General features: G+C 70.8%; 14 protein-coding genes. 7 read left to right on the top strand and 7 right to left on the bottom strand.

All coding sequences use genetic code 11. From position 1 onward, the window contains the following. Positions 1-10: 10 nt before the first annotated feature. Entirely contained in the window at positions 11-481 is a 471-nt protein-coding gene (locus OG218_RS20540) for a hypothetical protein (RefSeq protein ID WP_328295080.1), read from the bottom strand. Positions 482-548: 67 nt separating this feature from the next. Between OG218_RS20540 and OG218_RS20535 the strand changes: the two genes are divergently transcribed. Further along, entirely contained in the window at positions 549-1,163 is a 615-nt protein-coding gene (locus tag OG218_RS20535; protein ID WP_328295079.1) for a TetR/AcrR family transcriptional regulator, read from the top strand. Positions 1,164-1,184: 21 nt separating this feature from the next. Here the strand turns inward: OG218_RS20535 and OG218_RS20530 are convergent, their stop codons facing one another. Beyond that, positions 1,185-2,282 carry a Gfo/Idh/MocA family protein gene (locus OG218_RS20530; RefSeq protein ID WP_328295078.1) on the bottom strand — a complete coding sequence of 366 codons (1,098 nt, stop codon included), beginning with the start codon at positions 2,280-2,282 and terminating at the stop codon, positions 1,185-1,187. Beyond that, complete coding sequence (locus tag OG218_RS20525; RefSeq protein ID WP_328295077.1) at positions 2,279-3,019, bottom strand: sugar phosphate isomerase/epimerase family protein; 741 nt, start codon at positions 3,017-3,019, stop codon at positions 2,279-2,281. Before OG218_RS20525 ends, OG218_RS20530 begins: the two co-directional genes overlap by 4 nt. A gap of 108 nt (positions 3,020-3,127) precedes the next feature. Here OG218_RS20525 and trmB point away from each other — a divergent pair, with 108 nt between their 5' ends. Next, on the top strand, positions 3,128-3,838 hold the full coding sequence (trmB, locus tag OG218_RS20520; protein ID WP_328295076.1) for a tRNA (guanosine(46)-N7)-methyltransferase TrmB: 711 nt from the start codon (positions 3,128-3,130) through the stop codon (positions 3,836-3,838). Between the two features lie 6 nt (positions 3,839-3,844). Here trmB and OG218_RS20515 read toward each other — a convergent pair whose 3' ends face one another. Together OG218_RS20515 and OG218_RS20510 are read right to left on the bottom strand one after the other, a co-directional pair. Next, a complete protein-coding gene (locus OG218_RS20515; RefSeq protein ID WP_328295075.1) occupies positions 3,845-4,987 on the bottom strand; it encodes a glutathione-independent formaldehyde dehydrogenase in 1,143 nt (380 codons plus the stop codon). A 145-nt stretch (positions 4,988-5,132) separates the two neighbouring features. After that, the gene (locus tag OG218_RS20510; protein WP_328295074.1) at positions 5,133-5,699 is read right to left on the bottom strand and encodes a manganese efflux pump MntP; all 567 of its coding nucleotides are present in this window, start codon (positions 5,697-5,699) and stop codon (positions 5,133-5,135) included. A 199-nt stretch (positions 5,700-5,898) separates the two neighbouring features. On the opposite strand from OG218_RS20510, the gene OG218_RS20505 reads away from it, so the two are divergent. The 4 genes from OG218_RS20505 to OG218_RS20490 all read left to right on the top strand — a co-directional run bounded on the left by OG218_RS20505 (position 5,899) and on the right by OG218_RS20490 (position 9,712). Next, positions 5,899-6,525 (top strand): LysE family translocator, encoded by a 627-nt coding sequence (locus tag OG218_RS20505; RefSeq protein ID WP_328295073.1) that lies wholly within the window; start codon positions 5,899-5,901, stop codon positions 6,523-6,525. Then, positions 6,515-7,723, top strand: a complete 1,209-nt coding sequence (locus OG218_RS20500) for an MFS transporter (protein ID WP_328295072.1) — start codon at positions 6,515-6,517, stop codon at positions 7,721-7,723. Before OG218_RS20505 ends, OG218_RS20500 begins: the two co-directional genes overlap by 11 nt. Positions 7,724-7,732: 9 nt before the next feature. Continuing rightward, positions 7,733-8,686, top strand: coding sequence for an LLM class flavin-dependent oxidoreductase (locus tag OG218_RS20495; RefSeq protein WP_328295071.1), 954 nt, complete (start codon positions 7,733-7,735; stop codon positions 8,684-8,686). A 150-nt stretch (positions 8,687-8,836) separates the two neighbouring features. Then, entirely contained in the window at positions 8,837-9,712 is an 876-nt protein-coding gene (locus OG218_RS20490; RefSeq protein WP_442906409.1) for an IS5 family transposase, read from the top strand. Positions 9,713-9,761: 49 nt separating this feature from the next. On the opposite strand, the gene OG218_RS20485 is transcribed toward OG218_RS20490, so the two are convergent. Beyond that, positions 9,762-10,235 carry a hypothetical protein gene (locus OG218_RS20485; RefSeq protein ID WP_328295070.1) on the bottom strand — a complete coding sequence of 158 codons (474 nt, stop codon included), beginning with the start codon at positions 10,233-10,235 and terminating at the stop codon, positions 9,762-9,764. Between the two features lie 299 nt (positions 10,236-10,534). Between OG218_RS20485 and OG218_RS20480 the strand changes: the two genes are divergently transcribed. Further along, positions 10,535-11,968, top strand: a complete 1,434-nt coding sequence (locus OG218_RS20480) for an HNH endonuclease signature motif containing protein (RefSeq protein WP_328295069.1) — start codon at positions 10,535-10,537, stop codon at positions 11,966-11,968. A gap of 21 nt (positions 11,969-11,989) precedes the next feature. On the opposite strand, the gene OG218_RS20475 is transcribed toward OG218_RS20480, so the two are convergent. After that, positions 11,990-12,394, bottom strand: coding sequence for a GNAT family N-acetyltransferase (locus tag OG218_RS20475; RefSeq protein ID WP_328296271.1), 405 nt, complete (start codon positions 12,392-12,394; stop codon positions 11,990-11,992). Positions 12,395-12,466: the final 72 nt, after the last annotated feature.

Genomic DNA, 12,466 nt, shown 5'->3' with positions numbered 1-12,466 from the left:
GCGGGGGCGGCTATCCGACCCAGCCGTGGAAGGAACCACCGCTCGACGCCGGCGCGTCGACGGCCGAACCGATGGCCCGGACGAGCCAGGCGTTGACGCTGAGCTGTGCGGCGGCCGCGGCCGACTCCACCCGGACCTTCAGGTTCTCGGGCAGGCGCAGCGTGGTGCGGGAGGTCGCCCCCTCGTCGCCGGTCTCCTCGGCGACGGAAGCGGCGACGGGAGCGGTGGTGGGGGTCGCGACGGGCGACGTCACGACGAACTCGGGCGATCGCCCGCGCAACCGGAGTTCGACCCCGCCGGGGACGAGGTCTCGGGAGACCTCGCCGACGGCGTCGCTGAGCGCCTCGAGCAGCGCCAGCCGGACCGCGGCGTCCAACGCCGCGGCGAGCCGTTCGACCGGCACCCGGAGCTCCTCGCCCCCGATCCCGGCCGAGGCGAGGAGGTTCTCACGCACGCTGTCGACGTAGGGATCGAGCTCCATGACGTCATGGTGACACCACGATGACACCACCGCAAGACCCCACCTGCCGTCGCCGTAGCATGTCCGCGTGGCAGACAGCGCGGACGACGCCGAGGTCGAACTCCGCACCCCGGTCCGTCCGTACCGCAAGGGCGTCGAACGCCGCCGGCAGATCCTCGACCGGGCCATCGAACTCTTCGCCGAACACGGGGTCGACGGCGCGTCGATGCGTTCGGTCGGGGAGGCGATCGGGGTTTCCCACACGGCGCTGCGGCACTACTTCGCGTCGCGGGACGAACTCCTCATCGAGGTCTACCGCGCCCACGAACAGCGGGTCGAGGGTGAACCCGCGGAGGACGGCGTCGGTGCCGTCGAGGACATCGCCCGCAGTGCGGACCGCAACCGCGAGGTTCCCGGGTTGGTGCAGCTCTACTCGACCTTGACCGCGGACGCGCTGCAGCGGCAGCACACCGCGACCCGGGAGTTCATCGACGAACGGTTCCGGAGGGTCCGGGAGGACCTGGTCCACCGCATCCGGGAGTCCCAGGCCGCCGGACGCACGCCGGCGGACATCGACGCGGCCGACGCCGCATCGCTCGTCATCGCCGCCTCCGACGGTCTCCAGGTCCAGTGGTTGCTGGACCCGGAGACCGTCGACGTGCGCCGTTCCCTGGAGCTGCTGGAACGGTTCCTGCCGGGTTAGGACAAGGTCAGGGGCTCGACGTCAGAGGGTCGACGCCGAGGGGTCCCAGTCCTCGGCCAGCGGCGCGACGGGCGCGACCGTCGAGGTGATCTCGACGGCGTTGTGGGTGGCGGCCGCGTCGCGGACGGCGAGCAGCACGTCCAGGACGTGGGCGGCCACCGCACCCGAGGCGCGCTCGGTGCCACCGGTGCGGATGGCCCGCGCGAGGTCGAGGACACCGGAACCCCGCCCGAAGGTCGAACCCACGGCGGTGACCGTCTCGGGTTCCTGGGAACCGTTGCGCCACAACGTGGAATCACCCTCGAAGGTGTTCGGGTCGGGCAGCACGATCGTGCCCTCGGTCCCGTTGACCTCGACGAACCCCATCCGCGGCAGCGCGTGCTGGAACGAGAACGTGGACTGGGCCGACTGCCCGCCGTCGAACTCGATGAGCGCGGCGTGGTGGGTCGGGACCTCGACGGGGAACGTCTCCCCCGCCCGCGGACCGGTCGCGATGGTGCGCGTGGCCACCGACCGCGACGACACGGCCTGGACCCGGCTCGCGGACCCGAACGCGTGCACCAGGGTCGTCACGTAGTACGGCCCCATGTCGAAGAGCGGACCCGCGCCGTGGGCGAAGAGGAAGTCCGGGTTCGGGTGCCAGGCTTCCGGCCCCGGGACGTGGAACATCGTCGTCGCCGACAGCGGCTGCCCGATGTCACCGCGGGCGATGGCGCGCAGCGCGGTCTGGATGCCCGCCCCCAGCACGGTGTCCGGCGCGCAGGCGACCCGCAGGCCGGCCTTCTCGGCGTCGGCGAGCAGCGCCAGCCCGGACTCGGCGTCGAGGGCGAGGGGCTTCTCGCTCCAGACGTGCTTGCCGGCGGCGATGACCTGACGGCCGACCTCGGCGTGCGCCGCCGGGATCGTCAGGTTGACGACGATCTCGACGTCGTCGCGGGCGAGGAGTTCCTCGACCGTCCCGGACGCCGCCACCCCGAACGCCTCGGCCTGCGCGGCCGCGCGGTCCAGGGCGATGTCGGCGACGAAGCGGACCTCGACGTCGGGGAACTTCGTGAGGTTCTCCAGGTACTGGGTCGAGATGTTCCCCGCCCCGATGATGCCCACACCGACGCGGCTCACTGGTCGTTCTCCTTCAGCCAGGCCAGCGACTGCGCGATGCCGTCGAAGACGTCGCCGGCGTAGGCGTCGAACTCCACGACCCGCAGCGCCTGGGGAGCCGCGGCGAGGATGCCGGCGACGTCGACGTCACCCTGACCCGCGGGCTGCTGCAGCGAGGTGTCGGTGCTCTTGGCGCCGTCCTTGACGTGGATGAACCGCACGCGGTCCCCCAGGGCCTTCAGCAGGGCCGGGGTGTCGGCGCCGCCGACGGTGGCCCAGAAGGTGTCGACCTCGAGCACGACGGCGGGTTCGAGCTGGTCGGCGAAGAGTTCCAGCACCGGTCGGCCGTCGACGGTGTTCTCCAGTTCCCACTGGTGGTTGTGGTAGCCGAAGTCCAGGACGTACTCGTGGGCCAGGGCGCTGAGGGTGTTGACCCGCTCCGCGAGGCGCGCCACGTCGTCGGCGCTCTGCCAGCGCTGCGTCGGGACGAACGGGTCGATGACGGTGGTGATCCCGAGCGCGTTGGCGGCCTCGAAGATCGCCTCCGGGGTCTCGGAGTCGATCACGGCCGCGTGGCCGGACGGGGCACTGACGCCGGCGGCCTTGAACGCTGCCGCGTAGTCGGCGGTGCGCTGGTGGAAGCCGTACGGCTCGACCTGCTCGAAGCCGATCTCGGCCAGACGGGCGACGGCGGCGGCCAGGTCGGACTGGACCGCTTCGCGGACCGAGTACAGCTGGACGGAGGGTTTCCGGGACACCTCAGGACTCCTTCGTTCTGTGGACGGTGATGGCTCGCGCCTGATGGTACACGTCGAACTTTCCAGTGGAAGGTATTGGTGGGCCGCCCGATGCCGGATGATGGAGCCGTGCCCTCGACCCCCACCGACGCCTCTGCGACGCCCGGTCCCCCGGACGACACGAAGCGCTCCTACAAGATCCGCCGCGGCCGGATGGGCATCACCCGCCAGGTCGCCCTGGACAACCTCGCCGAGCGCTACGCGGTCCCCGCGGGAGAAGACCTGCTGGACCTGGCCGCCCTCTTCGGGGCGGAGGTTCCCGTGGTCCTCGAGATCGGGTTCGGGATGGGGGCCAGCACGCTGGCGATGGCCGAGGCGGACCCGGGGACCGGCGTCATCGCCTCCGACGTGCACACCCCGGGGGTGGCCGGTCTGCTGCTGGGGCTCGACGAGCGCGGCCTGGACAACGTGCGGGTGCTGGAGGCCGATGGCCGCCAGTTCCTGCACCAGCGCATCCCCTCGGGAAGCCTCGCCGGCGTCCGGGTCTACTTCCCCGACCCCTGGCCCAAGCCCAGGCACCACAAGCGCCGCCTGGTCGGTCCGGACTTCGCGGCCCTGGTCGCGGACCGCCTGGCCCCCGGCGGCCTCCTGCACTGCGCGACCGACTGGGAGCCCTACGCCGAGCAGATGCTCGCCGTGCTCGCCGCGGAACCGGGTCTGGTCGTGGAGACCGCGGGCATCGACACGCGTCCGGACTGGCGTCCGATCACCGGGTTCGAGGCCCGCGGCCTGCGCCTCGGCCACCGGGTGACGGACCTGCTGGCCCGCCGCCCGGTCTGAGTCAGCTCACACGCCGGAGGGGTGCAGGACGACCTTCGTCCAGCCCTGCTCGCGCTGGTCGAACTTCTGGTACCCCTCCGCCGCGGCGGTGAGGTCGAGCTCGTGGCTCACGATGAACCCCGGGGTCGCGACACCGGCCGTGATGAGGTTGCGCAGCTTCACGTTGTAGGCCTTGACGTTGCACTGGCCGGTGCCCATCGTCTGACCCTTGAACCAGAACGTCCCGTAGTCGAAGGCGATCTTCCCCTGCCGGGACAGTTCGTCCTTGGCCCCCGGGTCCTGCGGCAGGTAGATGCCCACCACGCCGATGCCGCCGGTCGCCTTCACGACCTGGACGAGCTGGTTGAGGACCATCGACGCGTCCTCCTCCCCGCTCGTGTCGTGGGCCTGGTAGCCGATGGCGTCGACCCCTCGGTCGGTCCCCCGGCCCCCGGTGGCGTCCATGATCTGCTGGACGGGGTCCCCGGCGGAGTAGTCGATCGGGGTGGCACCCGCCTTCTCCACGAGCTTCAACCGGTCGGGCTTGGCGTCGACGACGAACACCTCCGCCGCACCGGCGATCCGCGCGCTGTGCGCCGCCATCAGCCCGACGGGGCCGGCACCCCAGACCACGACGGAGTCGCCGGGCTGGAAGCCCGACAGCTGCACCCCGTGCCAGCCGGTCGGGAAGATGTCCGACAGCATCGTGTAGTCGAGTTCCTTCTCCGTCCCGGCGGGCAGGACGAGGGCGTTGAAGTCGGCCCACGGGACCCGCAGGAGTTCCGACTGCCCCCCGGCGTACTCCCCCATCGCCGCGAACCCGAACGCGGCACCGGCGGTCCCGGCCTGGTTGGCGCGCAGGCAGAACCCGGTCTTCCCCTCGACGCAGGTCTCGCACGTGCCGCAACCGATGTTGAACGGCAGGCTGACCCGGTCCCCGACCTTGATGCGGTCGACGCCGGCGCCGACGGCCTCGACGATCCCCATGTTCTCGTGACCGAGCACCCGCCCGGTCTCCATGTCCGTGCGTCCCTCGTACATGTGCAGGTCCGAACCGCAGATGTTCGTCGAGGTGATGCGGACGACGGCGTCGGTGGGTGCTTCGATCCGGGCGTCGGGGACGTCCTGGACCGAGACGTCGAACGCGCCGTTGTAGACGAGTGCCTTCACTGGAACCTCCTGGGTGGTGGTGCGGTGCTGCGCGTTGGGGCACCAGGGAGTCCACCGGGTCTCGAGGACTCCGCGGTCGTCCTGGTGCTCCTCGACCGTAGGAGCGGACTCCGGGGAACGCTCGTTGAACGCGCAGCCACCCCGTTCAGAGGACGCCGAGGTGGTCCAGCAGGACCCGCACCCCGATGGCGATGAGGACGAGGCCGCCGGCGATCTCGGCGGGCCGGCGGAACTTCACCCCGGCCCGGTGGCCGATGTGCACGCCCAGCAGCGAGATCACCGCGGTGACGACCCCGATGAGGATCGAGGCCGGGACGATCGAGACGTCCAGGAACGCGAAGCTGATGCCGACGGCCAGGGCGTCGATGCTCGTCGCGAACGACAGGACGAGGAGCTCGCGCAGCTCGATCCCCTCCGCGTCCGCCTCGTCGTCGGCACCGGAGGTGATGGCCTCCCACAGCATCTTGCCGCCGATCAGGCTCAGCAGACCGAAGGCGATCCAGTGGTCCCACGCGGTGATGTAGCCGCGGAAGCTGCGCGCCAGCAGGTACCCGACGACCGGCATCAGCGCCTGGAAGATCCCGAAGGCCAGGGCGATCGAGATCGCGTCGCGCCGGGTGAGCCTGCGCAGGTGCAGCCCCTTGCCCAGGGCGACGGCGAAGGCGTCGGCCGAGACACCGAGGGCGATGAGCAGCAACGTCAGCAGGGACACGTCGCCAGCATGGCACAACAGGCCGGATTCCCTTGCAGCCGAACGGGTTCCACGGGCTGATGAACTCTCCCGACCGGTGTCCCGGCCACCGGACGACGGAACCACCGCCCTCGGGAGTTCGCCGCACCGAACCTCGATCACCGCGTGACCCTGCAGCTGCTGGTGGCCGACGCCCCTCCGGGCCGTGTTGGATGAGCCGGTGACACTCGAGTCCGTCCTGGCGTTCTGCGCCCTGTGCCTGCTCCTCGAACTGACCCCCGGGCCGAACACGTTCCTGGTGCTGCGGCACAGCCTGCACGGTGCCCGCACCGGCGTGGCGACCGCACTCGGGTCCGCGGTGGGGGCGATGGTCTGGGCCACCGCCGTCGCGGTCGGTCTCGCGGCGCTGCTGGAACGGTCGGCGCAGGCCTACCAGGTGGTCAAGGTGCTGGGCGGGCTCTACCTCGTCCACCTGGGGATCCGCACGTTCGTCCAGAGCCGCCGGACCGCCCGCGGCGACGGTCCGGCGGTGGACGGTGAGCACGGGGCGGGACTGGCCCGGGCCTGGCGTTCCGGCCTCGTCTCCTGCGTGCTCAACCCCAAGGTGGGCCTGTTCTTCCTCGCCGTCGTCCCCCAGTTCGTCCCGGCGGGGAACACCGTCCGGGCCACCCTGCTGCTCGGCGCGCTCGAGGCGGTCGTCGCCCTGACCTACCTCACGGTGCTCGCGCACGTCGCCGCCCGTGCGGTCGGCTGGATCCGCCGCCCACGGGTCACGAGAGCGCTGGACCGGATCAGCGCCGCGGTCCTCACCGCGTTCGGCGTCGGCACCGTCGTCAGTGCCCGCTGACGTGGCGACGCAGCAGGGCCTCGGCACCACGCGCTGGCGAGCGTCGCTCGTGGCCGCCTTCGCGTGCAGCGGACTCACGATGGCGAGCTGGGCGTCACGGACCCCCGCGATCCGCGACCTCGTGCACGCCAGCACGGCGCAGATGGGTGTCGTCATCGCCGGCATGTCCGTCGGCTCGATGGTCGGGATCGCGATCGGCGGCGGCTACGTCGCACGGTCGGGCGCCCGCGCGGTCGTCCGCACCGGACTGCTCACGCTCTCCTGCGGGACGGCCGTCGTCGCCGTCGGGGCCACGGTGGGCTTCGGCTGGCTGGTGGCGTTGGGACTCGCGGCCATCGGCTTCGGGATGGGGTCCGGGGAGATCGCGCTGAACGTGGAGGGGATCACCCTGGAGGCCGTCGTCGGGCGCACCGTGGTCCCGAGCCTGCACGGCGCCTACAGCCTCGCGTTGTGCGTGGGCGCGCTGCTGGGACTGCTGGCCACGGCCAGCCACCTCCCGGTGCTCGTGCACCTGCTGGGGATGGCGGTGCTGACCACCGCGACGACGGTGTGGCTGGTGCGTGGGCTCCCCGCCGCCACCGGCGTCGAACCACGCGGCGCGCACCCCTTCGCCCTCGCGGACGCGGCGCGGAGCTTCCTCGGGGTGTGGCGGGAGACCCGCACGATCGCGATCGGGGTGATCGTGCTCGGGATGGCGCTGGCCGAGGGATCGGCGGGCGACTGGCTGCCGCTCATCGTCGTCGACGGTTTCGGGCTGAGCGCGACGACGGGAGCGCTGGTGTTCGCCTCCTTCGGCGGCGCGATGGCGGTCGGCCGGTTCGGCGGCGGCTGGTTCCTCGACCGGTTCGGCCGGACGCCGGTGGTGCTGGCCTCCGCGTGCTCGGCCGTCGTCGGGATCGGGCTGGTCTCCTTCGCCCCGGGCATCGCGGTGGCCGTGCCCGGGGTGCTCCTGTGGGGTCTCGGAGCGGCCCTCGGTTTTCCCGTCGCCCTCTCCGCCGCCGGTGACGACCCGGTCGGGGCGGCCCGCCGGGTGAGCGCCGTCGCGACGGCGGGCTACACCGCGTTCCTGGTCGGACCGCCGGTGCTGGGGTTCGTCGGCCAGCACGCCGGCTTGCGGTCCGCGATCCTCGTGGTGCTCGTCATGGTCGCGATCTCGGCGTTCTTCGCCCGGTCCGTGGCCCGACCCGCCGACCGGTAGGTTCGGGGCGTGCACACCGGTGTGACCCTCCCCCGCGACCTCCCCGTCGCCGACGTCCTGCCCTTCGCCCGCCGCGCCGAGGAGCTCGGGTTCGACACCCTCTGGGTGATCGAGGACCTCGGGTTCCGCGGCGGGTTCGCCCAGGCCGCGGCCGCGTTGGCGATCACCAGCCGGATCCACGTCGGGCTGGGCATCGCCCCCGCCGCGGCGCGGAACCCGGTGTTCACGGCGATGGAGGCGGCCACCCTCGCCGACCTCTTCCCCGGCCGCTTCACCCTCGGCCTGGGCCACGGGGTCCCCGGCTGGATGCGCCAGGCCGGGGCGTGGGGGGCCAGCCCCCTCACGTCGTTCTCCGAGCACGCCACCGCCATCCGACGGTTGCTGCACGGGGAGACGGTCACCCTCGACGGCCGCTACGTGCACCTGGACGGGGTCCGCCTCGAATCACCGCCGGCCGTGCCCCCCGCCGTCGCCGCCGGCGTGCGGGGACCGAAGTCGCTCGCGATCTCCGGTGAGCACCTCGACGCGACCCTGCTCGCCGAACCCGTCACGCCCGAGTACGCCCGCGCCGCCCGTTCCCAGCTCGGCGACGCGCCGGGCCACCGGTTGATCGGCTACGAACTCACCGCGGTCGACGCCGACCCCGCCCGGGCGCGCGACCTCGTCCGGCCGGGGCTGGTGTGGGTCGGCGCCCCCGACGCCGCCGCCCACGTCGCCCCCTCCGCCTACGCCGAGGAACTCCACGCGCTGCGCGCCGAGTGCGCCGACGCCGAGGAGTTCACCCGCCGCCTGCCGGACGAGTGGGTCGACGACCTGGCCCTCGTCGGGGCGCCCGAACGCATCCGTTCCCGGATCGCGGAACTCGAGGCCGCCGGACTGGACGAGGTGTCGTTCTTCCCCGTCGGTGAGGACCGTCTGGGCGCCCTGGACTCGCTCGCCACGATCCTGCCGCTCCAGCAGTAGGCGGGGAACCGTCGGGACGCCCCGGCACCGGCCCGTGCTGTTCGCCTCTGCACAGCGGTTCGCCGTCCAGAGGCATGTCCTGCGGATCTCGTAGCTGCGTCATCATGACCCCGTGGGTGGAGTAGGCCGGGGCGAGGTCACCAACAAGGCATGGGCACAGATGGCCGATCGAACCGCTGTTGCCTCCATATGGTGCAACGTGGTGGGCGCTGGCCCGATCACCGCCAGGTCCTCAACGCCATCCTGTGGAAGCTGCGGACCGGCACACCCTGGCGGGACCTCCCAGAACGTTGCGGACCGTGGAAGGCAGCGCATGAGCGGCTACGGAAGTGGACCGCCGATGGGACCTGGGATCGGATCCTGGCCGAGGTCGTCGTCAAGGACGACTCCATCGGTTCCTTCGATGAAGCCGTCGCTGCGGTGGTCAGCATTGACTCCACCCACGTCCGGGCCCACCAGCAAGCAGCCGGTGCCCGGAAGAAGGGGGCTGTGCATCCTGGATCGAAACCCTCGCGGTCGAGGGGGAGTGCCTCGGGCGCTCCCCGGAGGATGACGTCCAAGCTGCACCTGGCCGTCGACGCGTCCGGGTCACCGCTCGCAGTGATCCTCACCCCGGGTCAGGCCGGCGACAACCCGCAACTGCTGCCACTGCTGGACGCCTTGGCCGCGCTGCGCGGCAGTGGGCATGAGGACAACCGACGCCTGAACGTCGAGCGGGTCATCGCCGACAAGGCCTACACCCACGCCCCACACGCAAAGCGCTGCGGCGCAGACGCATCAAAGCGACCATTCCGGAGAAGAGCGACCAGATCGCCCGGCGCTAAACCAAGGGCTCCGCCGGTGGACGGCCACCCGCCTTCGACTCCGAGATCTATCGTCAGCGCAACGTCGTCGAGCGCTGCATCAACCGGCTCAAACAGTTCCGCGCCTTCGCCACCCGCTACACCAAACGCGCTGCCTACTTCCGCACGAGGTGATCCTCGCTTGCATCATGCTGCACCTTCGATGAACCGCGCCACGACGTGAGTCGAACCACCACGGAATCGCGACGGAACTACGGCGGACTCGAGAAGGGTTACGTCCACCCGGTGCGCGTGTCAGGGATCTGCAGTCCCGGCCACCGGAAGTCGATGCTCACCAGCTTCCCCGCCGGCAGGGGCTGCAGCCGGAAAGTCCGTTCTGCGGTTCGCGTCGGGTCGTCGTCGGTCATGTACGAGCCGCCTTCACCGCCGGCCAGCAGGGGCAAGTCGCTGGCCGATGGTGAGGAGTGTTCGCTACCACCGCTGGTGGGGGCTTGCCGCTGTAGTGAGGACACGTTGTCCACCGACTGCCCGTCAGAGAAGTTCAACGTCAGTCGTAGCCTCGCTGGGCCGCCTGGATCTTCGCCGAAAGCGACGGCTTCATCGAACAGGTCAGAGGTGACGTCATGCGTCGCGGGGCTGGCGTGACGAACGCTCATCGTGAACGTGGCCTGCGTCGCTTCAACAGAGATCAGGTTCAGGTCGACGGTCGCTACCGGCGACGATCCGATGGTCAAGGACTTGAACACACAACCTCCACCCGTAGACGCACATCGAGGAGTGCTGACGAAGCTGCTACTGCGCCAGTACTTCCCGAACGACGCACTCATGCTCGCACAAGCGTTCGAAGGTGTCACTGGTTTGTTCTCCCGCCGCATGCAAGCACGATCACGCCGACTCGATGTCAGCCGTCTTCTTGATCCGCAGGACACGCCATAGAGGTCGAGCGTCGGATCCGTCAAGGGCTGGCATCTGCATGACTCAGTGAAAGCGTTGCAGCACAGACTGTTTGCTTGTTCGAAAGGCTCGAACACGATAGACTCAGGACATGACGGCGGCACTCGCAGAGCGGACGGAAGAGGCCCCCACCGGGGTCGCCTTCGGCCTGCCAGGCAAGTACCGCCGCTTCGCCGACGCCGCCCACGCCCTCTTCTTCCTCGGCGTCGCCGACACCGTCCGGATGGTCCACGACTCCCCCCACCCCGACCTCGACCAGCTCGAGGACCGCGGCGTCACCATCACGGGATCCGGGTTCGACCGCCGGGAGGCTGCCGTCGACCTCGTCGCCGAGGAGTACTCCCGCGACGAAGGTATGGACTTCGACCGCGCCCGCGCCACCATCCACAACGCCTGGCGCAGAGGCCACGACCACCGCACCCTCTGGCAAGCCGTCGCCAACGGCAGCGTCACCCGCTACCAGGCCCGCACCATCGAAGACCACGCCGAACGCCTCGGCGCCCGCATCGCCACCCTCACCGAAGAGGTCGATCCCGACGGACGCGTCACCTCCGTCCACGCCGAGGAGGGCGAGAAACTCCTCCAAGGAGAGGACTACACCGCGGCCCTGCAGGACTACCTCACCGAGGTAGTCCTGCACGCACAGGCAGGTCTGACCGGACGGAAACTGGGCATCAAGTGCTCCCGGAAAGTCCGAGCTCTCAGCCCTGGCTACGAATCCGTCGTTCTGGAGAAGAACGACGACCCCCGCGGACTGGGACACACCCCCTGCGAGGACGGCCTCCACAGCCACCTCGGGTTCATCGCCCCCACCGCCTTCGCCCTCCGCTTGGTGGCGCACACCAATGCTGCCGCCGACCACGCCGCGGACGCTGCGAAGAGGGCCGGCATCACTGACACCCGCTCCCACGGGCAGCGAGTTCGCGACGTGATCGTCGACATGCTCACCGACGCCATGGACCGCGCCGTCCCCGCCCTCTCGGATCCCACCACACCTGCCACCGCTGATTCACCCGCGGTGATCGGGCGGACCCACCGCCCTGCGACGTCGGTGCAGGTCCACGTCCGCATCGACGCGACCACCCTCCTCGGCCTCGACGACGAGGAAGCCACCGTCGACGGCGTCGGCCCCGTCCCGGCCCACGTCGCTCGCGAGCTCGCCACCACCACCGGCGCGATGTGGCGCAAGGTCATCTACTCACCCGGAACCCGAGACGTCATTGACGTCGGCGCCAAGGCCTACGCCATCACCGACGCCATGCGCCGCTTCATCACCGCACGCGATGAGTACTGCACCGCGCCCGGCTGCCACGTCCCCGCCGTCAACTGCGACCTCGACCACGAGATCCCCTGGCCGGAAGGTCAGACCACCGCGAACAACCTCCGCGCGTACTGCCGGGGCCACCACCGCTTCAAGACCCAGTACGTCTTCGAAGCCACGAAGGCCCACGACGCCAGAATCGCCCAGCGGCTCGGGACACCGAAGGAACTCTGGCCGAGCCTGCCCGACCATCCTCCGTTCTGAGACACGACAGCCCCGCAGCGGTCACGCTGCGGGGCCGGACGTGCTTCCCATCCACCCGCTCGCGAGCAGGGCGTACCCGACGCTGTCGACCCACCCGAGGTCACGGTGCAGGGATTCGCCGACGCAGTAGGACTCCCGACGCATCCCGACCCGCTCGGCGAGCCGGCACGAGGCCTCGTTGTCCGCGAAGGCGTTGGCCGTGAGGCGGCGCAGGCCGAGGTCCGAGAAGCACGTTCGGATCACCTCCCGCACCGCCTCGGTGGCGAACCCCCGGCCGGTCGCAGCCGGCGCCAGGGCCCACCCGAGCTCCGCCTGCACACCCCGGCCACGGTCGCGCACCTCGCGCTGGGCCCACGCGTCCTCGACCTTGACCATGAGATCGCCCACGACACGACCCTCGTGCTCGACGACGAGCTGGTCACGCAGCCGCGGGAGTGGGATCGCGTGGAAGTCCGCGCGGTCCTGCGCGTGCCACGACCTCGAGGGGTTCGCTCACCG

This window comes from Kineococcus sp. NBC_00420 (assembly GCF_036021035.1).
Classification (GTDB): Bacteria; Actinomycetota; Actinomycetes; order Actinomycetales; family Kineococcaceae; genus Kineococcus.
The sequence above is the reverse complement of the archived record's forward strand: the minus strand, read 5'-3'. Positions and strand labels throughout refer to the sequence as shown.